This window comes from Tsukamurella ocularis (assembly GCF_965138335.1).
In the GTDB taxonomy this organism is placed as follows: Bacteria; Actinomycetota; Actinomycetes; order Mycobacteriales; family Mycobacteriaceae; genus Tsukamurella; species Tsukamurella ocularis_A.
Genome location: NZ_CBCSDV010000034.1, coordinates 13,510 through 33,596 on the forward strand (window position 1 = coordinate 13,510; position 20,087 = coordinate 33,596).

The following is a 20,087-nucleotide window of genomic DNA, read 5'->3' on the forward strand; positions in this document are numbered from 1 at the left end:
GGCGGCACCGTCGGACGCGGCGGTCCAGAGCGCCGGGCTGGGGTGCGGGAGCCACAGGTGCACCTCGCGCCTCGCGGCGAGCGCGGACAGCACCGCGACCTGGTCCGACGGGAGCCGGGTGGGGCCGTACACCGACAGCCGGTCGGGTAGGCCGACGAGGCCGGGCTCGGCGCGCAGCCGGACGCAGGCGCCCTCGAGGCGCTCCGCGGGGCTGGGGACGCCCGCCAGGTCACGGACGCGGCGGAACAGCTCCGCCTGCCAGCGCAGGTCCTCGGGCAGCTCGGCGCCGAGGCCGTCGGTGTCCCGGCCGGCGGCCCAGTCTGCGAGCATGCCGGGGCGGTTCGCGCCGTAGGACCGGAGCAGGCCCGCGATCAGCTCGGCGGTCGGGTACCGGCGCCGCGGCCGGTGGCCGGGCTGATCCGCCCAGCCGCCCTCCCGCACCACGCCCAGGTGCCGGGCCAGCACCGCCCCGCCGGGCTCGAAGGCCATCGCGTCGATCGCGGCGAGCACGAGCCACAGCAGGCGTTCGCCGCGCCACGGGTCGTCGTCCGGCGCGATGCCCGAGGCGGCACCTACCGCGTCGGCGACGAGTGCTGCGGGCGTGGGGAAGTCGATGTTCGCGGCGATGCCCAGCCGGGAGGCGAGGCCCTGGACGATCCACCGCTCGACCCCGCGCGCGGGGACCGCGATCAGATCGGGGACGAAGGGATCGGCGCCGGGCACCGCGAGGACCTCGGCCAGCGCGTCCAGCAGGACGTCGCCGCGTTCGGAGCGGTGCACGGTGAGCATGGGGGCAGTTCTAACACGGACCACCGACAGCTCAGACCGCCCGGGTCAGGGCCGCCGGGAGCTCGGCGAGCGAGCGAATGGTCGGCGGCTCGCCTCCGGTGCCCCGCCCGGACCGGTCGAGCCACAGGCCCCGCAGCCCCGCGTTCCGCGCGGCCGCCACGTCGTTGGCGTAGTTGTCGCCCACCGCGACGCAGGCCTCGGGCGCCGCCCCGGCGAGCTCGCAGGCGTGGAGGAAGATGCTGGGGTCCGGCTTGCCGACGCCGAGCGTGTCCGTGGTGACGACGTGCTCGAACCGGTCCGAGACGCCGAGGACCTGCAGCTTCATCCGGGTCGCGGGCGACGACGAGTTGGTGAGCAGGACGACGGTGATCCCCCACCGCTCGGCGGCCTCGACCGCCGGCATCGCGTCCGGGAAGAGGTGCTGCGCCGCGGCGAAGGCCGGGTCGAAGCCGCTGCAGAACCGGCGGTACCGCCGGGCCTCCCAGAGCAGGCCGGACCGGTCGGCCGCGACGGCGATCCGCGCCTTGCGCATCTCGTGGAAGCGCAGCTCCCCCGCCGTGTAGCGCCCGAAGACGCCCTCGGGGTCGGACAGGAACAGTTCGGCGAAGCCGTCCCGGACCGTCGTGTTCGACGTGGGCCACACTTCGAGCGCGGCCGCCCGGGCCGCCGCCCGGAGGGCCGCGTCGGTGTCGACGAGCGTGTCGTCGACGTCGAGGATCAGGCCGTCACAGGGCCGCGGACCGTCGAATCCGGCGCGCTGCCGCAACCGGGCCATGGTGTGCGCACCCCAGCCGAGGCCGCCGCGGACCGCGGCACCGACCAGATCCGTGAGCTCCACGCGCCGCCCCTCCCGTACGCCGCTACTGCTCGTACATCCGCTTGTAGGTCGCGAGGGACTCCGCGATGTCGCCCTTGAGGGCCCGCGCCACCGTCGCGCCGATGGGACCGAACAGCGGCGCGCCACCCAGATCCGCGCGCAGCGAGATCGTCGAGCCGCTCCCCTTCGGGGCGATCGTCACGGTGAGCTTGTACTTCGTGCCCGCGACGCCCTTGCCGTCGAGCACCAGCGTGTGGGGCGGGTCGTACGCGGTGATGGTCCAGTCGACCCGGTTGCGGAAGTTCTTGACCTTCACCACGCACGCGATCTTCGCGCCCTTCGCGAGCTCGGGCAGGGGGCCGCGCCAGCCGTCGTGCAGGGTCACCCACTGCGGGAGCGTTTCCAGGTCCGCCGCCTTGGCCCACGCCTCCTCCGGGGGGAGTGCCACCTCGACGGTGCTCTCGACCTTCGCCACGATCACTCCTTCACAGTGCTCCACTGAAGAACTTGATGAAGAACTTAGCGTGCGTCGCGACGGCCGCCCGCCCGAGCGTAGATTTCACGCGTGTCCGCCACCGCCGGCTCGGTCGTGCTCGCCCTGATCGCCGCGTTCCTCTTCGCGTGCGGCTCAGCCGCGCAACAGGTGGAGGCGGCGAGCGTCGACGAGGGCGGCGCGCTCATCGCCGAACTCGTCCGGCGGCCCCGGTGGTGGCTCGGCCTCCTCGGTGATCTGGGCGGCTACGCCTTTCAGGCCTGGGCCCTGGCACTCGGCCCGGTGCTCGTGGTGCAGCCCCTGATCGTGGCCGCCCTGCTGTTCGCGCTCCCGGTCTCGGCGCTGCTCAACCACACCCGGGTCACCGGGCGCGAGTGGGCCTACGCCGCGGTGCTCGCCGCCGCGTTGGCGGTCTTCCTGATCGCGGGGCGGCCGACCGACGGCGTGCCCGACGCGCCGGGCGCCACCTGGCTCCCGGCCCTCGTCGTCGTGGGGCTGGTCGCGGCGGTCGCCACCGGGATCGGCCTCGTCCGTGCGCTGCCCGGGCGGACGCGCGCCCTCTCGTTCGGCGTCGCCACGGGCGTGCTGTTCGGCGTGGCGACCGTGCTGACCAAGCCGGTCCTCACCTCGTACGAGCACGCGGACTTCCTCACCAATACGATCCGCCTGCTCACCGACTGGCGGACGGCCGTCCTCGTCCTCAGTGGGCTCGGCGCGATGTACCTCCAGCAGCGCGCGTTCCAGCCCGCGCCGATCTCCGCCTCGCTGCCCGCGATCACCCTCGCCGAGCCGGTGTGCGCGGCGGCGCTCGGCGCCGTCGTGCTGGGCGAGACCGTGACGATGACCGGCGCGCACGGTGTCGCGGTCGTGGCCTCGGCGCTCGTCGGAGGGCTCGCCGCCGCCCGCCTCGCCGCCCGCTGACGGCGTACCGTCGGTCGGTATGACGGACCTCGCGGCGCTGGCGCACGCGCCCCTCACCTACGCCGAGGTCGGCGCGACCCGCGGCACCCCGCCGGCCGACGCGCACGTCGTGCGGGCGGAGCGCGTCGTCGGGCACGGACGGGACGACTTCGCCGCCGTGCGGGCGGCGATCCTGGCCTACGGCATGCAGCGCGGCGCGGGGCTGCGCGTGCGCGCGAGCACGCCGGCCGCCGAGGTCGGCACCGTCCTCGCGCTGACGACGCCGCTGTTCGGCCCGATCCGGATCCCGTGTCGTGTCGTCTACGTCCTCGACGAGCCGGACCGCGCCGGCTTCGCCTACGGCACGCTGCCCGGACATCCGGAGAGCGGTGAGGAGCTCTTCTCCGTGGAGCTCCGCCCCGACGGTGCGGTGGTCGCCGTGGTCGCGGCGTTCTCCCGTCCGGGGCGCTGGTACAGCCGCCTGGGCGGCCCCGTCGCCCGCGCACTGCAGTGGGTGATGACGCGGCGCTACCTGGCCGCGATGGTCCGCCGGGACTAGGCGGTGATGCGGCGCCGCCGGAAGGGCACCGGATCGCCGACCATCCCGGCGAGCTGCGTGCGCAGCTCCGCGGGCAGCGGCGCCGGGCGGCCGGCACCGTCGACCACGACCATGGAGGTCTCGGCGATCGCGGCGGCGGCGCCGTCGGACCCGATCACCTCGTAGCCCAGGTCGAATCCGGAGCGACCGATCCGCGTGACGCTCAAGAGGATCCGCACCGGTTCGGGCGAGTACAGCAGCGGCGTGAGGTAGTCGATCTCCTGATGCGCGACGAACATCGTCACCCTCCTGGTGTCGCCCGGCTGCTCCAGCGTCCGCGTGATGAAGCGGATCCGCGCCTCCTCCAGCAGCCGCAGCATCGCGACGTTGTTGATGTGCTGGAGCGCGTCCATGTCGGCCCAACGCATCGGGACCGCCACCTCGTGAGTTGCCATGGGGATAGTGTCGACCATCGGAAGCCGTCCACCGTCACCGGGAGTTGCCATGCGCGCCACACGTGCCCTGACCGCCGCTCTCCTCGTGGCGAGCGTGACCGCCTGCTCGACGTCGACGTCCCCCGAGACCTCGACGTCCTCGTCCGCGGGCTCCGGCACGGTGATCGTCTACGCCGCCGCCAGCCTGCAGGCGACGTTCGAGAAGCTGGGCGGTTCGTTCTCCGCGGCCAACCCCGGCACCACGGTGAAGTTCTCCTTCGGCGGCTCCTCGGGCCTGCTCGCCCAGCTCACCCAGGGCGCCCCGGCCGACGTCTTCGCGACCGCCGACACCCCCACCATGGACAAGGCCCGGACGGCGGGCCTCGTCGCCCGGGCCGAGCCCTTCGCCACCAACGTGCTCACCATCGCCACCGCGCCCGGCAACCCGAAGCGCATCGCCGGCCTCGCCGACCTCGCGAAACCCGGCGTCTCGGTCGTGGTGTGCGCGAAGCCCGTCCCGTGCGGCGCCGCGACCGCGAAGGTCACCGAGGCCGCCGGCGTCACCCTCGCCCCGGTCAGCGAGGAGGACTCCGTCTCCAGCGTGCTCGCCAAGGTCCGGCACGGCCAGGCCGACGCGGGGCTCGTCTACCGCACGGACGTCGAGGGGGCGAAGGGCGCCGTCGCGTCCGTCGACTTCCCGCAGGCCGACGGGGCGGTCAACGTCTATCCCATCGCGCCGCTGTCCGGCGCGAAGAACGCCGAGGGAGCGCGCCGGTTCGTGGACTTCGTCCGCGGCTCCGAGGGACGGGCGGCGTTGGCGGACGCCGGATTCGGGGCACCGAACTGACGCCGCGCACCCGCTCCGCGCCGATGCCGGGATACCCCCGCTGGGTCGCCGTCCCGGCCGCCCTCGGCGCCGCCTTCGTACTGATCCCACTGGTCGCGATCGTGGCGAAGGTCGACTGGCCGCGGTTCGGCGCGCTGGTCACCTCGGAGGACTCGCGCACCGCACTGGTGCTGTCGCTCCAGACGTCGCTCGCCGCGACCGTGGTGTGCATCGTGCTCGGCGTGCCGCTCGGCGTCATCCTGGCGCGCAGCCGGTCCCGTTTCGTGGGCGTGCTGCGCCCGCTGGTGCTGCTGCCGCTGGTGCTGCCGCCGGTGGTCGGGGGCATCGCGCTGCTGTACGCCTTCGGGCGACGCGGGCTGGTGGGCCAGTACGGCGGGATCGGCGGTCACGTTGCGTTCACGACGGTGGCCGTCGTGCTCGCGCAGGCCTTCGTGGCGCTGCCCTTCCTGGTGCTGGCCGTGGAGGGCGCGCTCCGCACGCTGGGAACGGATTTCGAACACGCGGCGGCGACGCTGGGCGCGCCGCCGTCGGTCGTGCTGCGCCGCGTCACGCTCCCGCTGGTGCTGCCGTCGATCGCGTCGGGCGTGGTGCTGACCTTCGCGCGGGCGCTCGGCGAGTTCGGCGCGACACTCACCTTCGCGGGATCCCTCGCCGGAACGACGCGCACACTGCCGCTGGAGATCTACCTGCGCAACGAGACCGATCCGCAGGCGGCGGTGGCACTGTCGCTGGTGCTGCTCGCGGTGGCCGCGGTCATCGTCTCCGGGGTGTACGGGGTGCGCGCATGGCGGAGGTGACGGGCGCCCCGGCGACCGCGGGGCTCGAGGTGGACGTCACCGTCGCCGACCGCGGCGTCGACGCCGTCTTCACGGTGCCGCAGGGGCGGACCCTGGCCCTGCTCGGGCCCAACGGCACGGGCAAGTCGACGGTGGCGGCCGCCGTGGCCGGCCTGGTGCGGCCCGGCGCGGGGCGGATCGCCGTCGGGGGCCGGACGGTCTTCGACGGCACGACGTGGGTACCGGCGCACCGTCGGCGGGTGGCGTTGCTGGGCCAGACGGCGCGCCTCTTCCCGCACCTGCGGGTGCGCGCGAACGTCGCCTTCGCGCCCCGCAGCGCGGGCGCGGACCGGCGGACCGCGTCCGCCGCGGCGGACCAGTGGCTCGCCGCCGTGGGCGTCGAGCACCTCGCGGACCGTCGGCCCACGGAACTGAGCGGCGGACAGGCGCAGCGCGTCGCGCTGGCCCGCGCCCTGGCCGCGGAGCCGGAGGTGCTCCTGCTCGACGAGCCCCTCTCGGCGCTCGACGTCTCGGCGCGGGCCGAGGTGCGGGCACTGCTCCGGGCGCTCCTGCGGGACCGGACGTGCGTCGTGATCACGCACGACGCCGCCGATGTCGTGGCCCTCGCGGACGAGGCCGCGGTGCTCGAGGACGGCCGCGTGGCCGATCACCGCCCCGCGACCGAGCTGCTGCTCTCCCCCGCGACGCCCTTCGCCGCCCGGCTGGCGGGGATGAACCTGCTGCCGGACGGCGACGGGGTGTGGGTCTTCCCGCCGGACGCGCTGCGCCTCGGCGGGCCGGACGGCGACGGGATGGCCGCGACCGTGGTCGAGGTGACGGTGGCGGGCGGGCACTGCCGCGTGACCGCGACCGTCGCGGACGGGACGGCGCTGGTCGCGGAGCTGCCGGCGGACCGCTACCGGGATCTGCATCCCGGCGACGCCGTCCGGCTGCGCCCCGACCCGGCGCGGGCCCAGCGGGCGGCTACTGCTCGTCCGGCTGCGCCGGATCCTCGGTAGCCGCGGCGGGGGGCGTGCGGTCCACCCCGGCGAGCAGCAGGTAGACCTGCTTGATCGCGTCGCCGAGGATGCCGTCGACGGCGGCCGTCTGCTCAGCGGTGCCGGTGCGGGCCACGCGGCGAGTGACCTCGTGGAGTTCGCGGAGCGTCTCGCGGAGATGGCCCCGCTCGGCCGAGCCGCCGTCGAATCCGGCGAACGGATCCGGTGCGTCGGCGAGGGCGGTGGCGATGTACTCGCGGCCCGCGTCGGTGAGTGTGGCGACCTTGCGACCGTTCTCCCGCTCGATGGTGATCAGCCCCTCGTCCTCGAGCTGGCTGAGCGTGGGGTAGATGGCGCCGGGGCTGGGCTTCCAGGCCCCGGCCGTGCGCTCCTCGATCGAGGAGACGAGCTGGTAGCCGTGCATGGGCTCGGCCTCCAGCAGCTTGAGGACCGCGATACGGACGTCGCCGCGCTGGACGCCGCGCCGCCCCCGGCCCCGGTGGCCGCCGCGTCCGTGTCCGCCGGGACCCCCGGGGCCCGGGCCGCCGGGCCCGAACGGACCGGGGCCGCCCGGGCCGAAGCCGGGCCCGCCCGGGAATCCGCCCTGGCGGAACCGGCCGTCGAAGCGGCCCTCGAACCGGTCGTCGCAGGGGCCGCCGCGGCCCTGGAATCGCTGATCATCGTGAGTGTGCCTACGCATGGTGGCACTCCTTTCGGTAGGGGGCCGCATGTTTCGCGACCCGATGCGTTCACGATATATCGCGATAGATTCTTTGGCAACCCCTCTTCGCGGACGACCTCCACCGACGAAGCCCCCGCCCGGATCTCCGGACGGGGGCTTCGAGGAACGTCTGTCTGTCGGTCAGGCCTTCTCGGCCCCGACGCGCGCGAGGACGGCCTGCGCGAACTTCTCCGCGCCGCCGTCGACCCGCTCGAGATGCAGATCGGGCTGCACGACCTGGACCTCGAGGATCACGGGCTCGCCGCCCGCGGTCCGGACCACGTCGATGCGCACGTACAGCGGCGGGTTGGCCGGGTCGATCGGCTTGAGCGCGGCCTCGGCGACGGCGCGCTCGGCGTCCGTGGGCTCCGCGTCGATGAGCACCTCGGCGGGGCGCCCGTCGCCGGGCTCGGCGTTGACCTCGGCGGCGAGGTCGCGGCCGAAGGCGTGGCTGTACTCGCCGCCGATGTAGACCAGCGAGACGCCGCCGGCCTCGACCGAGTACGGGAAGACCATGACACTGCTGCCGGAGGCCTTGATCTCCTCCAGCTTGGCGCGACTCGCGTCGTCGTCGCCGGGGCCGAACCGGAAGGACTGCGCAAGGCCGCCGCTGATCGACGGGCGCACCACGTGATCGGTGCCCAGGTAGTCGTGGTCGAGCGTCGCGTCGTGCACCGTGATGAACTGGGTCGGCACGATCGGGATGCCCTCGGACTCGTAGTCGCGCAGGTACCGCTTGTCGGCGTACCAGCGGACGAGCGGCTCCGGGTTCAGGACGAGCGTCTGCGCAGCGGCGCGCCAGGCCCACCCGAGGAAGTCGTCGTAGCGCTGCGCGTAGTCCCAGGCGCCGGCGATCACGACCGCGTCGAACTGCTCCCAGTCGACGGCGGAATCGGACCACACGGCGGCCTCGGCCTCGTGACCGGCGGCGCGCAGGGCGGCGAGGATCTCCTGGCCGCGGTCGTCGGTGTCCGGCTGCGCCGCGGAGGTGGCAAGAGCGATTCGGTACGTCACGCCGGACAGTATGGCAGCCATCGGCGCGCCACCGTCGCGACACCCGCGTGAACTGCGCCGTGATCGGGCCCCGAAACGATACGCTGAGCCCTGTGAGGGGTGATTTGCACATGCACATCGAGACGGCGCGCCTGCACCTCTCCCCTGCCGCCGTCGGCGCCGGCGAGTTCGACGGCCGCTTCCACATCGTCGATCGGCACAGCCGCCGCACCCTCGGCCGGATCGCGCTGCGCGCCTCCCGGCACAGTCGCGCCCGCGGGTTGGAGTTGAGCTACGCGGTCGCGGACACGCACCGTCGACGGGGTTTCTGCGCCGAGGCCGCGCACGCCCTGGTGGGCCACGCCTTCGAGCACGGCCTCACCGGGCGCGTCTACGCCTCCACCGCGTGGTCGAACCTCGCCTCGCGGCGCGTGCTCGCGGGACTGGGCATGCAGCAGTTGGACATCGCCATGCTCGACTGGGAGTCGCTCCAGGGCGATGTGGACCTCGACGACGAGGCCGCGGCCGATCTCACGCCCTACGCACGGGTGGAGTACGAACTCCATCGTGCGGATTGGTCTGCGCGACGGGCCGCGGAACGTCCGGCGTTCCGCTCCGTTCGCCCCGCTTGACGGCGATCACCCCCGCGACGATCGCCACGGCGCCGACGATCTGCACCGGGGTGAGCGCCTCGCCCAACATCACCCAGGCCACCACGCCCGACGCGATCACCTCGGAGAAGCCGAGGAACGACGCCAGCGTGGGGCCGACCATGTTGATGGCCAGGATCCCGGCGACGTACGCCAGCCCGGTGGCGACCGCGCCGATCACGACGGCCGGCACCCACCACGGCGTGGTGCCGAGCCCGCCCAGGACGACGGGCGCGGTCGAGATGCGCACGGGGGTCAGCCCGGCGAGCGAGGTCAGGGACAGCACGACCGCACCCACGAGCAGGCCGCCCACGGCGAGCGCGAGCTGGTCCACCGCGGGCTTGCCGCCCTCGATGCTCGCGACGTCGATGTCGTCGGCGCGCGTGCCGTCCTCCGCGAGCAGGAAGTACGCGGCGAGGCCGACGAGCGAGACGAAGGCCCAGGCCAGGCCGATGGGCGTGACCACGGCACCGCCGGAGGCCGCGCCGACGACCGCGACGAGCCCCGCGACCGCCAACGCCGCACCGAGCGTGGTGCGCAGCGTCGGACGCCGCCCGAATCGCGCCCACAGGTACACGAGTACCAGCAGCGGCGCCGAGAACTCGATGAGCAGCGCGACGGTGACCGACATGTGGGCGATGGCGTTGAAGTACGCGAGCTGCACACCGATCACGGCGAGCAGGCCGTACGCCAGGACGGTGAACGGCGCGCGCCGCAGGGTGGCCAGGCGGGCGCGCCCGACGACGAGCATCGGGATCAGCGTGACGATCGCCGCGATCCAGATGCGCACCAGCACGACCCCGGCCGGGCTCCACCCGGCGGCGAGCAGCGGCTTGCCGAACGGGCCGGACATCGCGAATGCGAAGCCCGACAGTAGTGCGATTGCGATGCCCCGACCCATGCGTCACCTCCGTGTATGCGCGATTCGTAAGGAGTCAAGTGAAGTACACTGGTGACAGTAGCGGCCGCCGCCGTAAGGAGTCAAATGAAATTCGCACATGACACCGAGCCGTCCCTCGTCATGGCCGCCGACCTGGTGAACACCGGCTACGGCGACGAGGAACGCCTCGGCACCCTCGGCGCGCTCAAGGAGTACCTGCGCCGGCACGAGTTCACCGGATGGAACAGCGCGCAGGCGCGCGACGTCGGCCCGATCCACGAGCTGCGCACCGAACTGGCGCGCGTGTTCGCCGCGCGGCACCCCGACGCCGTGGCCGCGATCGTCAACGAGATGCTCGCGGCCACCCCGCAGCAGCCCCGGCTGACCCGGCACGGCAACTGGGACTGGCACCTGCACTTCACCGACGACGACGCCCCGATCCCCGTGCGCGTCCGCGTGGAGTGCGCGATGGCCCTCGTCGACCTGGTGCGCAGCGGCAACGTCGACCGGCTCAAGACCTGCGCGGCGGAGGATTGTGACCGAGTTCTCGTGGACCTGTCGAAGAACCGCTCACGGCGCTTCTGCGCCGAGGGGAACTGCGGCAATCGGACGCACGTCGCCGCCTATCGGGAGCGTCGGGCCACGAGTTCCGGCACGCGACGCGACGAGATTTGAACGGCGGACTACGGTAGGACTGCACACGCCGGGGATCCCGGCTTCGACGCGAACCAGGAGCGACGAGAGTAATGAGCGAGGCAGCGCACCGCCACAAGGTGGTCGTCATCGGATCGGGGTTCGGCGGCCTCTTCGGCACGCGCGCCCTCAAGCGCACGGACGTCGACGTGACGATGATCGCGAAGACGACCCACCACCTGTTCCAGCCGCTGCTCTACCAGGTCGCGACCGGCATCCTCTCCGAGGGCGAGATCGCCCCCGCCACCCGCATGATCCTGCGCAAGCAGCGCAACGCCGAGGTCCTGCTGGGCGAGGTCACCGATATCGACCTCGAGAACCGCACGGTCACCAGCCACCTGCTCGAGCGCGTCACCGTGACCCCGTTCGACAGCCTCATCGTCGCCGCCGGCGCCGATCAGTCGTACTTCGGCAACGACCAGTTCGCCGAGTTCGCGCCCGGCATGAAGACCATCGACGACGCCCTCGAGCTGCGCGGCCGCATCCTCGGCGCCTTCGAGCAGGCCGAGCTGTCGCACGACCACGAGGAGCGCATGCGCCTGCTCACCTTCGTGGTGATCGGCGCCGGCCCCACGGGCGTCGAGCTCGCCGGGCAGATCGCCGAGATGTCGGACAACACGCTCAAGGGCGCGTTCCGCAACATCGATCCCACCGAGGCGCGCGTGATCCTCCTGGACGCCGCCCCCGCCGTGCTCCCGCCGATGGGCGAGAAGCTGGGCACCATGGCCGCGAAGCGGCTGGAGAAGATGGGCGTCGAGATCCAGCTCAACGCGATGGTCGTCGACGTCGACGCCGACGGCCTGGTCGTCAAGGAGAAGGACGGCACCGAGCGGCGCATCGAGGCGCAATGCAAGGTGTGGTCCGCCGGCGTCGCCGCCAGCAAGCTCGGCAAGATCCTGGCCGAGCAGTCCGGCGCCGAGACCGACCGCGCCGGCCGCGTGCGGGTGCTGCCCGACCTCACCATCCCGGGCAACCCGAACGTCTTCGTCGTCGGCGACATGATGCTGGTCGACGGTGTCCCGGGCATGGCGCAGGGCGCCATCCAGGGCGCGACGTACGCGGCCAAGGCGATCAAGGCCGGCCTCGAGGGCCAGTCCCCCGCCGACCGCAAGCCCTTCTCGTACTTCGACAAGGGCTCGATGGCCACCGTGTCGCGGGCCAGCGCGGTCGCGAAGGTCGGCAAGCTGGAGTTCGGCGGCTTCCTCGCCTGGCTCGGCTGGCTCGCGCTGCACCTCTGGTACATCGTGGGCTACCAGAACCGCGTCATCACGCTGACCTCGTGGGCGATCACGTTCCTCACCAACAAGCGCGGCCAGATGACGATCACCGAGCAGCAGGTGTACGCGCGCACCGCGCTCGACGCGCTGCAGACCGGCGCGAAGCCCGCCATCCCGCCGGTGCACACCAGCTCGCCGACGAAGGCACTGCCGAAGTCCGCGCCGAAGGCGGACGTCCAGGTGGAGGCCCCGGGCGCACCGTCGACCGCGAAGGACAAGGCCGAGAAGGCCGGCTGACACCGGCTCCGTACGACGACCGAGCGCGCCACCCGACCGGGTGGCGCGCTCGTCGCGTTTCCGGGCCGCTGCGGCTAGGCCTCGATGTTCTGCAGCCGCACCTGGCCGCGCGCGACGGCCTTGCCGTCCTCCGAGTCGATCTCGACGAGCCACAGCTGCTGCCGACGCCCGCGATGGATCGGGGTCGACCGGATGGACAGCACGCCGCTCGAGAGCGCGCGCAGGAAGTCGGTGTTGTTGTTCACGCCCACGACGTGCCCCGCGCCGCCGAGCCACACCACGCCCGAGACGCTGGCGACGGACTCGACGATCGCGCAGTACACGCCGCCATGGGTGATGCCGAAGGGCTGGTGCAGCTCCGGACGCAGGGTGAGCGTCGCCTCCACGCCGTCGGCGGTGACGGCCGTGTACTTCAGGCCGAGGATCGAATCGAAACCGGCGGTGCCGCCGGCGAGGATCTGGTCGATGGCCTGCTGCTGTCCGGGTGTCGGTTGCGTCATGGAGACACCCTAGAACCGGGCGCGGACGGCCCGTCCTCCGGGCCGGAAGATCCGGGCCGGAGTCCGGGAAGACCCCGATGCGGGATCCACCGTCGTGCAGGCACTGTGGAGACATGACCGAGAACTCGCCCTTCGCCCAGAACCCCTACCAGCCCGCCCCGCAGAAGCGCTTCGCCCGCGACGTCCAGAACAACTGGATCGGCGGCGTGTGCGCCGGCATCGCACGCTACTTCGGCATCGACGCGACGCTGGTCCGCGTGCTCTTCGTGGTGTCGTGCCTGCTGCCCGGCCCGCAGTTCCTGCTGTACCTGCTACTGTGGCTCGTGATGCCCAAGGACTGATCCGCGACGCGGAGAGGAAGAAGTCGGCGGGTCCGGGGGCTCAGCCATCCCCCGGACCCGCCGTGGCACAGACCGGCGGATTACTGCAGCCCTCAGTTCGCGTCACGGTCCGATGTGGTTTCGGTGTCGCTCTCGGCGACGAGACTCACTCTAGGACAGGCTGGCCTAACTTAGCAAGCCCTCATCGGTGTGGCGTGGATTACGACAGGTCGTCGTAGCGACGCGGACCATCCCGAGTAGAATCGGAGCAATGGCGGCATTGGGAGATCTGGAACGCGCGGTCATGGACCACCTGTGGGCGTCCACTGAACCGCAGACCGTGCGACAGGTGCACGAGTCGCTCGCCGCTGACCGCGAGCTGGCGTACACGACGGTGATGACGGTGCTGCAGCGACTCGCGAAGAAGAAGCTGGTGAGCCAGATCCGCACCGACCGGGCGCACCGTTACGCCGCGAGCTTCGGCCGCGACGAGCTCGTCGCCGACCTCATGTTCGACGCGCTGGCCCAGGCCGAGAGCTCCCGCGAGGCCGCGCTGGTGCACTTCGTGGAGCGCGTGGGTGCGGACGAGGCGCAGGCCCTGCGGCGCGCGCTCGCCAAGCTCGAGGCCGGCGAAGCCGCTCGTCGCGCCGAGTCCTGATCACCCAGTAGGCTCGTCCCCATGGCGGCCTTCATCTTCGGAGCGCTGGCCCTGCTGCTCGCGGGGCCGGTGCCCCTCTGGCTCTCCCGGGCGGCCTGGCCGCTGCGCGCGCCGCGCGCCGCACTCGTGTTGTGGCAGGCGATCGCCCTGGCCGCGGTGCTCTCCGCGTTCAGCGCGGGCCTCGTGATCGCGAGTCGCCTGCTCGTTCCCGGCCCCGACGGCCGGCCCACCACCAACCCCATCGACGAGATCCGCCAACTCGGCGTCGTCCCGTGGATCGTCGCCGTCGTGGCCTTCGCGCTCACCCTGCTGGTCGGTGCCCGGCTCATCACGTCCACCGTCCGGCTCGCGGTCCGCACCCGCCGGCGCCGGGCCCGGCACCGCACCGTCGTGGACATCCTGTCGCACGCGGTCGACGGCGACCACCCCGTCTCGAGCGCCGACCTGCGCGTCCTGGGCGTCGACCAGCCCCTCGCCTACTGCCTCCCCGGGCTGCGACACCGCGTGGTGCTCAGCGTCGGCACGATCAACCAGCTCAGCCACGAGGAGCTCACCGCGGTGCTCGCGCACGAGCGGGCGCACCTGCGGTCCCGGCACGACCTGGTGCTCGAGGCCTTCACCGCCGTCCACCACGCCTTTCCGAAGTTCGTCCGCTCGTCCGCGGCCCTCGATTCGGTGAAGCTGCTCGTGGAGCTGCTCGCCGACGACGAGGCCGTGGCCGCCGCCGGCCCGGTCCCGCTCGCCAACGCCCTGGTGACCTGCGCGCAGAGCCCCGCGCCGCGCGGCGCCCTCGCGGTCGGCGCGACGGGGACCGTCGTCCGGGTGGAGCGGCTGTCGATGCCCCCGGCCAGCAACCTTTTCAGCGCGTCGGTGTACCTGCTCGCGGGGCTGATCCTGGTGGTGCCGACTGTGGCCGTGGCAGTGCCCTGGCTCACCGAGCTCTCCCGCCTGCTCCAGCACTGACGGCGCGTCGGTACGCTGGGCGCCCCAGGGGGAATCGAGGGAGGACCACCATGACCGATCCGCAGCAGCCGTACGGCCAGCAGTACGGCCAGCAGTACGACCCGTACGCCCAGCAGGGCTACCAGCAGCAGCCGTACGGTCAGCCCGGGTACGGCCAGCCGCAGCCCGCGTTCGCGTACGGCCAGCCCTTCGGCGCCGATCCGGCCGCGCCGTACGGCCGTGACCCGCAGACCGGCGAGCCCTACTCGGACAAGTCGAAGCTCGCGGCCGGCCTGCTGCAGATCTTCCTCGGCGGGTGGGGCATCGGCCGGTTCTACCTGGGCTCCACATCGATCGCGGTGACGCAACTGGTGTTGACCGTGATCGGCCTCGTCACGTCGATCATCCTCATCGGCTTCGTCATCCTGGCCGGCGTCGGCATCTGGGCGCTCATCGACGGCATCATGATCCTCACCGGCGGCGTCCGGGATCCGCAGGGCCGCCCCCTGCGCCCCTGACACGCGCCCCGGGATGGTGCCGTCGGGTAGACTGCCCACACGTGCAGTTCCTTCCTGATAGCCGCCCGCAGTACGACCTGACCTACGACGACGTCTTCCTCGTCCCGAACCGGTCGGACGTGACCTCCCGCTTCGACGTCGATCTCTCCTCCGTCGACGGGACCGGCACCACCATTCCCCTCGTCGTCGCCAACATGACGGCCGTCGCCGGCCGTCGGATGGCGGAGACGGTCGCGCGCCGAGGCGGCATCGTCGTGCTCCCCCAGGACCTGCCGCTGCAGGCCGCGGCGGACACCATCGCGTACGTCAAGAGCCGCGATCTGGTGGCCGACACCCCGGTCACGCTCGGCGCCGAGGACTCCGTGAGCGACGCCGTCGCGCTGCTCCCCAAGCGCGCCCACGGCGCCGTCGTGGTCGTCGACGCGGAGAACCGGCCGGTCGGCCTGGTCACCTCGACGGCCTGCGAGGGCGTCGACCGCTTCGCCCGCCTGCGCGACGTCATGACCACCTCGTTCGTCTGCGCCGCCGCCGGGACCGCGCCCGAGGCCGTCTTCGACATGCTGGACAAGGACCATTCCGACCTCGCGGTGCTGGTCGACGGTGACGACCGCCTGCACGGCGTCCTCACCCGGACCGCCACCGTCCGCGCGGGGATCTACACCCCCGCGGTCGACGGTGCCGGCAAGCTCCGGATCGCCGCCGCCGTCGGCATCAACGGCGACGTGGCCGCGAAGGCCCGCGCCCTCGCCGAGGCCGGTGCCGACGTGCTGGTCGTGGACACCGCGCACGGCCACCAGGCCAAGATGTTCGACGCGCTCGAGGCCGTCGCCGCGCTGGACCTGGGCCTGCCCCTGGCCGCGGGCAACGTGGTCGCCGCCGCCGGCGCCCGCGACCTGGTCAACGCCGGCGCCACCATCGTCAAGGTGGGTGTGGGCCCCGGCGCGATGTGCACCACACGCATGATGACGGGCGTCGGTCGCCCGCAGTTCAGCGCCGTGCTCGACTGCGCCGCAGCGGCCCGCGACCTCGGCGCGCACGTGTGGGCCGACGGCGGCGTGCGGCACCCGCGCGACGTCGCGCTGGCGCTCGCCGCCGGCGCCTCCAACGTCATGGTCGGCTCCTGGTTCGCCGGCACCTACGAGTCGCCGGGCGACATGAAGTACGCGACCGACGGCTCCGCCTACAAGGAGAGCTTCGGCATGGCGTCCAAGCGCGCCGTCGCGGCCCGCACCGCCGGCGAGGGCGCCTTCGACCGCGCCCGCAAGTCGCTGTTCGAGGAGGGCATCTCCAGCTCGCGGATCCGGGTCGATCCCGACGCGCCCAGCGTCGAGGACCTGCTGGACCGGATCACCTCGGGCGTCCGCAGCTCCTTCACCTACGCCGGCGCCCGCACCGTGCCGGAGTTCCACGCGAAGGCGACCGTCGGCGTGCAGAGCGCCGCCGGCTTCGCCGAGGGCCGTCCGCTCCCCGGCGGTTGGTGAGAATCTCGACGGATCGTCGGTAGGATGCAGTGCATCCACCGACGATCCCCTGGGAAGGACCATGAAGTCCCGAAGACCCGGCAAACGCCGCCGACGACTGGCACCACCGACGCCGGGACGGGTGGTGTCCGTCGATGGCTAGCGCGCTGATCACCGTCGGCGCCATCGTCGGCTTCCTCGCACTCACCCTGGGCACCGCGCTCTTCGTGGCGGCGGAGTTCTCGCTGACCGCGCTGGAGAAGTCCACTGTCGACGCGGATGTGCGCGATCGCGGTGACCGCCGCTCCAAGCAGGTGCAGAACGCGCATCGCACGCTGTCCTTCCAGCTGTCCGGCGCCCAGCTGGGCATCACGATCACCACCCTGGTCACGGGTTACCTGGCCGAGCCGGTGCTCTCGAAGTTCCTGCGCCCCGCGCTCGAATGGACCGGCATGCCGCAGGTCTGGTCGACCGCGCTCACCCTGATCCTGGCCCTGATCATCGCGACCTCGCTGTCGATGGTGCTGGGCGAGTTGGCACCGAAGAATCTCGCGATCGCCCGGCCGCTGCAGACCGCGCGGCTCACCGCGGGCGCGCAGTCGCTGTTCTCCTCGACCTTCCGATTCGCGATCTCGTTCCTCAACCGCAGCGCGAACGCGTTGGTCCGTCGCCTGGGCATCGAGCCCGCGGAGGAGCTGAGCTCGGCCCGTTCGGCGCAGGAACTCAGTGCGCTGGTGCGCAATTCGGCGGCCCACGGCGCGATCGACGAGATGACGGCCGAGCTCGTGGGCCGCAGCCTCGAATTCGGCGAGCTCACCGCCGAGGAGCTGATGACCCCGCGGCAGCGGATCCACTCGCTGGACGCCGACGACACCGTGGCCGACCTGGTGGCGCTCTCGATCGAGTCCGGGCGGTCCCGATTCCCCGTGGTCCGCGGCGACCTGGACGACACGATCGGGCTGGTGCACGTGAAGCAGGCGCTGACGGTGCCCGCGGATCGTCGCGCGACGGTGACCGTCTCGGACATCGCGACCGTGGCGCCCGTCGTCCCCGCGACGCTGGACGGCGACGCCCTCATGGAGCAACTGCGGGCCAACGGCCTGCAGATGGCCCTCGTCGTCGACGAGTACGGCGGTTCCGCCGGCATCGTCACCGTCGAGGACCTGATCGAGGAGATCGTGGGCGACGTGCGCGACGAGCACGACGCGAACGAACCCGTCGACGTGCAGCGCACGGACGACGGGTTCCTGTGCTCGGGTCTGCTCCGCATCGACGAGCTGGAGCGGGACACCGGCTACCGCGCCCCGGAGGGCGATTACGACACGATCGGCGGCCTGGTGATGTTCCTGCTCGGCCGCATCCCCGCGGTCGGCGACCGCGTCCCGCTGCCCCACCACCCGTCCGTGGACGACGACGAGGTCGAGGCCCCGCAGTGGTCCGCGCGCGTGGCCCGGATGGACGGCCGCCGCGTCGACCTCGTGGAGGTGACCCATGAGTGATCTGCTGGGCGTGGCCCTGACCGTGCTGCTGCTGGCCGCGAACGCGTTCTTCGTCGCGGCCGAGTTCGCGCTGATCGCGGCCCGCCGCGACCGGCTCGAGGCCCTCGTCGAGCAGGGCCGGTCGAGCGCGAAGGCCGTGATCAAGGCCTCGGAGAACCTCTCCCTCATGTTGGCGGGCTGCCAGCTGGGCATCACGATCTGCTCGATCCTCCTCGGTAAGGTCGGCGAGCCGGCCATCGCGCATCTCCTGGAGAAGCCGCTGTCCTGGGCGAACGTGCCCGAGGCGCTGCTGCACCCCATCTCGTTCACGGTCTCGCTGGGCCTCGTCGTGGTGCTGCACATCCTGCTCGGCGAGATGGTGCCGAAGAACATCGCGCTCGCGGGCCCCGAGGCCGCGGCGATGCTGCTGGTGCCGCCGCACGTCGCGTTCGTGCGGCTGGTGCGGCCGCTCATCGCCGTCTACAACTGGCTGGCGATGCTGGTGCTGCGCGCGGGCGGCGTCGAGCCGCGCGACGAGCTGGACAGCACCGTCTCCGCCGGCGAGCTGAGCGTGCTCATCGCCGAATCGCACGACGAGGGCCTCATCGACGCCGAGGAGCGGGTGCGCCTGACGCGGGCGCTGCAGACCTCGCGTCGCACGGTCGCCGACGTCGCGATCCCGCTCACCGAGATCCGCGGGCTGCAGGCGAAGCAGGGCGTCAACGGCGTCTGGGGGCCGACCCTGGGCGACATCGAGACCGCCGTCGCCGAGACCGGCTACTCGCGGTACCCGGTGCGCAGCAGCGCCGGCGCGTTCACCGGCTACCTGCACGTCAAGGACGTGCTGCCGGACATCATGGACACCACCGTCGGCCCCGAGTCCGTGATCGGCGCGAGCCGCGTCCGCCCGCTGCCGGTGGTCGACGGGGGCCTGTCCCTGGACCAGGCGGCCGGCGACCTGCGCCGCCTCGGCGGGCATCTCGCCGCCGTCGCCGACGATCACGGCCGGACCATCGGCATCGTGGCGCTCGAGGACGTGGTCGAGGAGTTCGTCGGCACCGTCCGCGACGGGACGCACCGGGTGTGAGCAGCACCGGCTGCGGCCCCGGGACGCTGACCGACGGGCAGTGGGAGCCGCTCGCGGCCGCCCACCGCGCCCGCCTGGAGCCGTTCGTCGCCGCGCACCGGGACCGCGCGGCGCGCGGCGAGAAGCACCCCGTGTGGGACTTCCTGTTCACCTACTACGGGCACCGCCCCGCGCACCTGCTGCGCTGGCATCCCGGCATCGGCGTGACGCTCGACGGTCCGCGGGCGGCCGGCGAATTCGGCGGCAGCCGGGGCTACGTGGTCTCCGGGACGCGCGTGACCCAGGATCCCGCCGTGCTCGACAAGCGCGCGGGGACGGCCGCGTACGTGGCCCGGCTCCTGGAGGCCACTGCCGCGCGTCGGCCGGTGTTCGGCTGCTTCGGCCTGCACGAGTGGGCGATGGTCTACCGAGAAGCCGACCAGGCGCGCCATCCCGTGCCCCTGCGCCTCGGCCCGGCGGGCACCGACGAGGTGGTCCGCGCGGGACAGCTGACGTGCACCCACTACGACGCCTACCGCTTCTTCACCCCGGACGCGGCGCCCCGCAACGCCGCCCGGCTCACCCGCGAGACCCAGGTCGACTCGGAGCAGCCCGGCTGCCTGCACGCGGGGATGGACCTCTACAAGTGGGCCTTCAAGCTGACGCCCGGCGCACCGTCGGACCTGGTGGCGGACGCCTTCGACCTGGCCCGCGACGCCCGGGAACTGGACATGCGGGCGAGCCCGTACGACCTGGCCGATCTCGGCTTCGCGCCCATCGCCATCGAGACGGCCGACGGGCGGCGCGAGTACGTGCGGAGGCAGGCCGCCCTCGCCGAGCGGGCCGCGCCGATCCGCGAGCGGCTCCTCGCTGTGGTCCGCGCCTGGCCCGGGGACCGGCCCGCCGCCGATATGCCCGGCTCCCCCGCCTAGACTTCCCTCCCAGCGACGGTCCGTGGGCGCGAGCCCGCGGCGCAAGAGGGAACCCGGTGCGAATCCGGGGCTGCCCCGCAACGGTGTGCACGCGCAGCGCGTGCCAGCCCGATACCTGCCCTCGCGACCGCCCGGAGCCGGGCGGTGCTCACCGACCCGAGGGGAGTCGC

23 protein-coding genes, 1 pseudogene and 1 riboswitch are annotated in these 20,087 nt (G+C 72.8%); of the genes and pseudogenes, 16 read left to right on the top strand and 8 right to left on the bottom strand.

What is annotated here, in order from left to right:
• From ACNAYW_RS21550 to ACNAYW_RS21560, 3 genes and pseudogenes are all read right to left on the bottom strand, one after another.
• Positions 1-789, bottom strand: a pseudogene (locus ACNAYW_RS21550) (exodeoxyribonuclease V subunit gamma); the annotation flags it as partial.
• Between the two features lie 31 nt (positions 790-820).
• Positions 821-1,627: an HAD family hydrolase gene (locus tag ACNAYW_RS21555; RefSeq protein WP_415851684.1), complete on the bottom strand. Its 807-nt coding sequence runs from the start codon at positions 1,625-1,627 to the stop codon at positions 821-823.
• 22 nt (positions 1,628-1,649) lie between these two features.
• On the bottom strand, positions 1,650-2,081 hold the full coding sequence (locus ACNAYW_RS21560; RefSeq protein WP_415851685.1) for a type II toxin-antitoxin system Rv0910 family toxin: 432 nt from the start codon (positions 2,079-2,081) through the stop codon (positions 1,650-1,652).
• 90 nt (positions 2,082-2,171) lie between these two features.
• On the opposite strand from ACNAYW_RS21560, the gene ACNAYW_RS21565 reads away from it, so the two are divergent.
• Together ACNAYW_RS21565 and ACNAYW_RS21570 are read left to right on the top strand one after the other, a co-directional pair.
• Entirely contained in the window at positions 2,172-3,020 is an 849-nt protein-coding gene (locus tag ACNAYW_RS21565) for a DMT family transporter (RefSeq protein ID WP_415851686.1), read from the top strand.
• A 19-nt stretch (positions 3,021-3,039) separates the two neighbouring features.
• Positions 3,040-3,558, top strand: coding sequence for a DUF1990 family protein (locus tag ACNAYW_RS21570; RefSeq protein WP_415851687.1), 519 nt, complete (start codon positions 3,040-3,042; stop codon positions 3,556-3,558).
• On the opposite strand, the gene ACNAYW_RS21575 is transcribed toward ACNAYW_RS21570, so the two are convergent.
• Complete coding sequence (locus ACNAYW_RS21575) at positions 3,555-3,992, bottom strand: acyl-CoA thioesterase (RefSeq protein ID WP_415851688.1); 438 nt, start codon at positions 3,990-3,992, stop codon at positions 3,555-3,557. The genes ACNAYW_RS21570 and ACNAYW_RS21575 overlap by 4 nt on opposite strands.
• A gap of 49 nt (positions 3,993-4,041) precedes the next feature.
• On the opposite strand from ACNAYW_RS21575, the gene modA reads away from it, so the two are divergent.
• From modA to ACNAYW_RS21590, 3 genes are read left to right on the top strand one after another with little or no spacing between them, the layout of a single operon-like run.
• The gene (gene modA, locus ACNAYW_RS21580; RefSeq protein WP_415851689.1) at positions 4,042-4,818 is read left to right on the top strand and encodes a molybdate ABC transporter substrate-binding protein; all 777 of its coding nucleotides are present in this window, start codon (positions 4,042-4,044) and stop codon (positions 4,816-4,818) included.
• Positions 4,819-4,841: 23 nt separating this feature from the next.
• Complete coding sequence (locus ACNAYW_RS21585; protein WP_415851690.1) at positions 4,842-5,615, top strand: ABC transporter permease; 774 nt, start codon at positions 4,842-4,844, stop codon at positions 5,613-5,615.
• The gene (locus ACNAYW_RS21590) at positions 5,603-6,613 is read left to right on the top strand and encodes a sulfate/molybdate ABC transporter ATP-binding protein (RefSeq protein ID WP_415851691.1); all 1,011 of its coding nucleotides are present in this window, start codon (positions 5,603-5,605) and stop codon (positions 6,611-6,613) included. Before ACNAYW_RS21585 ends, ACNAYW_RS21590 begins: the two co-directional genes overlap by 13 nt.
• Here the strand turns inward: ACNAYW_RS21590 and ACNAYW_RS21595 are convergent.
• Positions 6,579-7,292 (bottom strand): PadR family transcriptional regulator, encoded by a 714-nt coding sequence (locus ACNAYW_RS21595; RefSeq protein WP_415851692.1) that lies wholly within the window; start codon positions 7,290-7,292, stop codon positions 6,579-6,581. The two genes, ACNAYW_RS21590 and ACNAYW_RS21595, sit on opposite strands and share 35 nt — an antisense overlap.
• Before the next feature lie 162 nt (positions 7,293-7,454).
• Positions 7,455-8,327, bottom strand: coding sequence for an ATP-grasp domain-containing protein (locus ACNAYW_RS21600; protein WP_415851693.1), 873 nt, complete (start codon positions 8,325-8,327; stop codon positions 7,455-7,457).
• A 110-nt stretch (positions 8,328-8,437) separates the two neighbouring features.
• On the opposite strand from ACNAYW_RS21600, the gene ACNAYW_RS21605 reads away from it, so the two are divergent.
• The gene (locus tag ACNAYW_RS21605) at positions 8,438-8,938 is read left to right on the top strand and encodes a GNAT family N-acetyltransferase (RefSeq protein WP_415851694.1); all 501 of its coding nucleotides are present in this window, start codon (positions 8,438-8,440) and stop codon (positions 8,936-8,938) included.
• On the opposite strand, the gene ACNAYW_RS21610 is transcribed toward ACNAYW_RS21605, so the two are convergent.
• Complete coding sequence (locus ACNAYW_RS21610; protein ID WP_415851695.1) at positions 8,838-9,857, bottom strand: EamA family transporter; 1,020 nt, start codon at positions 9,855-9,857, stop codon at positions 8,838-8,840. The genes ACNAYW_RS21605 and ACNAYW_RS21610 overlap by 101 nt on opposite strands.
• Before the next feature lie 84 nt (positions 9,858-9,941).
• Here ACNAYW_RS21610 and ACNAYW_RS21615 point away from each other — a divergent pair, with 84 nt between their 5' ends.
• Both ACNAYW_RS21615 and ACNAYW_RS21620 read left to right on the top strand, forming a co-directional pair.
• The gene (locus ACNAYW_RS21615) at positions 9,942-10,511 is read left to right on the top strand and encodes a CGNR zinc finger domain-containing protein (RefSeq protein ID WP_415851696.1); all 570 of its coding nucleotides are present in this window, start codon (positions 9,942-9,944) and stop codon (positions 10,509-10,511) included.
• A 71-nt stretch (positions 10,512-10,582) separates the two neighbouring features.
• Positions 10,583-12,043: an NAD(P)/FAD-dependent oxidoreductase gene (locus ACNAYW_RS21620; protein ID WP_415851697.1), complete on the top strand. Its 1,461-nt coding sequence runs from the start codon at positions 10,583-10,585 to the stop codon at positions 12,041-12,043.
• Positions 12,044-12,117: 74 nt separating this feature from the next.
• On the opposite strand, the gene ACNAYW_RS21625 is transcribed toward ACNAYW_RS21620, so the two are convergent.
• Positions 12,118-12,543 carry a PaaI family thioesterase gene (locus ACNAYW_RS21625; RefSeq protein WP_415851698.1) on the bottom strand — a complete coding sequence of 142 codons (426 nt, stop codon included), beginning with the start codon at positions 12,541-12,543 and terminating at the stop codon, positions 12,118-12,120.
• A gap of 113 nt (positions 12,544-12,656) precedes the next feature.
• On the opposite strand from ACNAYW_RS21625, the gene ACNAYW_RS21630 reads away from it, so the two are divergent.
• From ACNAYW_RS21630 to ACNAYW_RS21665, 8 genes are all read left to right on the top strand, one after another.
• The gene (locus tag ACNAYW_RS21630) at positions 12,657-12,884 is read left to right on the top strand and encodes a PspC domain-containing protein (RefSeq protein WP_415851699.1); all 228 of its coding nucleotides are present in this window, start codon (positions 12,657-12,659) and stop codon (positions 12,882-12,884) included.
• Positions 12,885-13,134: 250 nt separating this feature from the next.
• A complete protein-coding gene (locus ACNAYW_RS21635) occupies positions 13,135-13,521 on the top strand; it encodes a BlaI/MecI/CopY family transcriptional regulator (protein WP_415851700.1) in 387 nt (128 codons plus the stop codon).
• Between the two features lie 21 nt (positions 13,522-13,542).
• Entirely contained in the window at positions 13,543-14,484 is a 942-nt protein-coding gene (locus ACNAYW_RS21640) for a M56 family metallopeptidase (RefSeq protein ID WP_415851701.1), read from the top strand.
• 50 nt (positions 14,485-14,534) lie between these two features.
• Positions 14,535-14,981 carry a TM2 domain-containing protein gene (locus tag ACNAYW_RS21645; protein ID WP_415851702.1) on the top strand — a complete coding sequence of 149 codons (447 nt, stop codon included), beginning with the start codon at positions 14,535-14,537 and terminating at the stop codon, positions 14,979-14,981.
• Positions 14,982-15,022: 41 nt separating this feature from the next.
• Positions 15,023-16,462, top strand: a complete 1,440-nt coding sequence (gene guaB1 / locus ACNAYW_RS21650) for a GMP reductase (RefSeq protein ID WP_415851703.1) — start codon at positions 15,023-15,025, stop codon at positions 16,460-16,462.
• Between the two features lie 134 nt (positions 16,463-16,596).
• Positions 16,597-17,940, top strand: coding sequence for a hemolysin family protein (locus tag ACNAYW_RS21655; protein ID WP_415851704.1), 1,344 nt, complete (start codon positions 16,597-16,599; stop codon positions 17,938-17,940).
• Positions 17,933-19,006 carry a hemolysin family protein gene (locus ACNAYW_RS21660; RefSeq protein WP_415851705.1) on the top strand — a complete coding sequence of 358 codons (1,074 nt, stop codon included), beginning with the start codon at positions 17,933-17,935 and terminating at the stop codon, positions 19,004-19,006. Before ACNAYW_RS21655 ends, ACNAYW_RS21660 begins: the two co-directional genes overlap by 8 nt.
• The gene (locus tag ACNAYW_RS21665) at positions 19,003-19,917 is read left to right on the top strand and encodes a 3-methyladenine DNA glycosylase (RefSeq protein ID WP_415851706.1); all 915 of its coding nucleotides are present in this window, start codon (positions 19,003-19,005) and stop codon (positions 19,915-19,917) included. Before ACNAYW_RS21660 ends, ACNAYW_RS21665 begins: the two co-directional genes overlap by 4 nt.
• Positions 19,917-20,054: riboswitch (cobalamin riboswitch) on the top strand. It overlaps the preceding gene by 1 nt.
• Positions 20,055-20,087: the final 33 nt, after the last annotated feature.

Coding starts and splice junctions, on each gene's coding strand:
- ACNAYW_RS21615 (WP_415851696.1), top strand. CDS start 9,942: ATGAAATTCGCACATGACACCGAGCCGTCCCTCGTCATGGCCGCCGAC.
- ACNAYW_RS21605 (WP_415851694.1), top strand. CDS start 8,438: ATGCACATCGAGACGGCGCGCCTGCACCTCTCCCCTGCCGCCGTCGGC.
- ACNAYW_RS21630 (WP_415851699.1), top strand. CDS start 12,657: ATGACCGAGAACTCGCCCTTCGCCCAGAACCCCTACCAGCCCGCCCCG.
- ACNAYW_RS21645 (WP_415851702.1), top strand. CDS start 14,535: ATGACCGATCCGCAGCAGCCGTACGGCCAGCAGTACGGCCAGCAGTAC.
- ACNAYW_RS21635 (WP_415851700.1), top strand. CDS start 13,135: ATGGCGGCATTGGGAGATCTGGAACGCGCGGTCATGGACCACCTGTGG.
- ACNAYW_RS21620 (WP_415851697.1), top strand. CDS start 10,583: ATGAGCGAGGCAGCGCACCGCCACAAGGTGGTCGTCATCGGATCGGGG.
- ACNAYW_RS21575 (WP_415851688.1), bottom strand. CDS start 3,992: ATGGCAACTCACGAGGTGGCGGTCCCGATGCGTTGGGCCGACATGGAC.
- ACNAYW_RS21595 (WP_415851692.1), bottom strand. CDS start 7,292: ATGCGTAGGCACACTCACGATGATCAGCGATTCCAGGGCCGCGGCGGC.
- ACNAYW_RS21610 (WP_415851695.1), bottom strand. CDS start 9,857: ATGGGTCGGGGCATCGCAATCGCACTACTGTCGGGCTTCGCATTCGCG.
- ACNAYW_RS21585 (WP_415851690.1), top strand. CDS start 4,842: ATGCCGGGATACCCCCGCTGGGTCGCCGTCCCGGCCGCCCTCGGCGCC.
- ACNAYW_RS21570 (WP_415851687.1), top strand. CDS start 3,040: ATGACGGACCTCGCGGCGCTGGCGCACGCGCCCCTCACCTACGCCGAG.
- ACNAYW_RS21590 (WP_415851691.1), top strand. CDS start 5,603: ATGGCGGAGGTGACGGGCGCCCCGGCGACCGCGGGGCTCGAGGTGGAC.
- ACNAYW_RS21655 (WP_415851704.1), top strand. CDS start 16,597: ATGGCTAGCGCGCTGATCACCGTCGGCGCCATCGTCGGCTTCCTCGCA.
- ACNAYW_RS21640 (WP_415851701.1), top strand. CDS start 13,543: ATGGCGGCCTTCATCTTCGGAGCGCTGGCCCTGCTGCTCGCGGGGCCG.
- ACNAYW_RS21625 (WP_415851698.1), bottom strand. CDS start 12,543: ATGACGCAACCGACACCCGGACAGCAGCAGGCCATCGACCAGATCCTC.
- ACNAYW_RS21660 (WP_415851705.1), top strand. CDS start 17,933: ATGAGTGATCTGCTGGGCGTGGCCCTGACCGTGCTGCTGCTGGCCGCG.
- modA (WP_415851689.1), top strand. CDS start 4,042: ATGCGCGCCACACGTGCCCTGACCGCCGCTCTCCTCGTGGCGAGCGTG.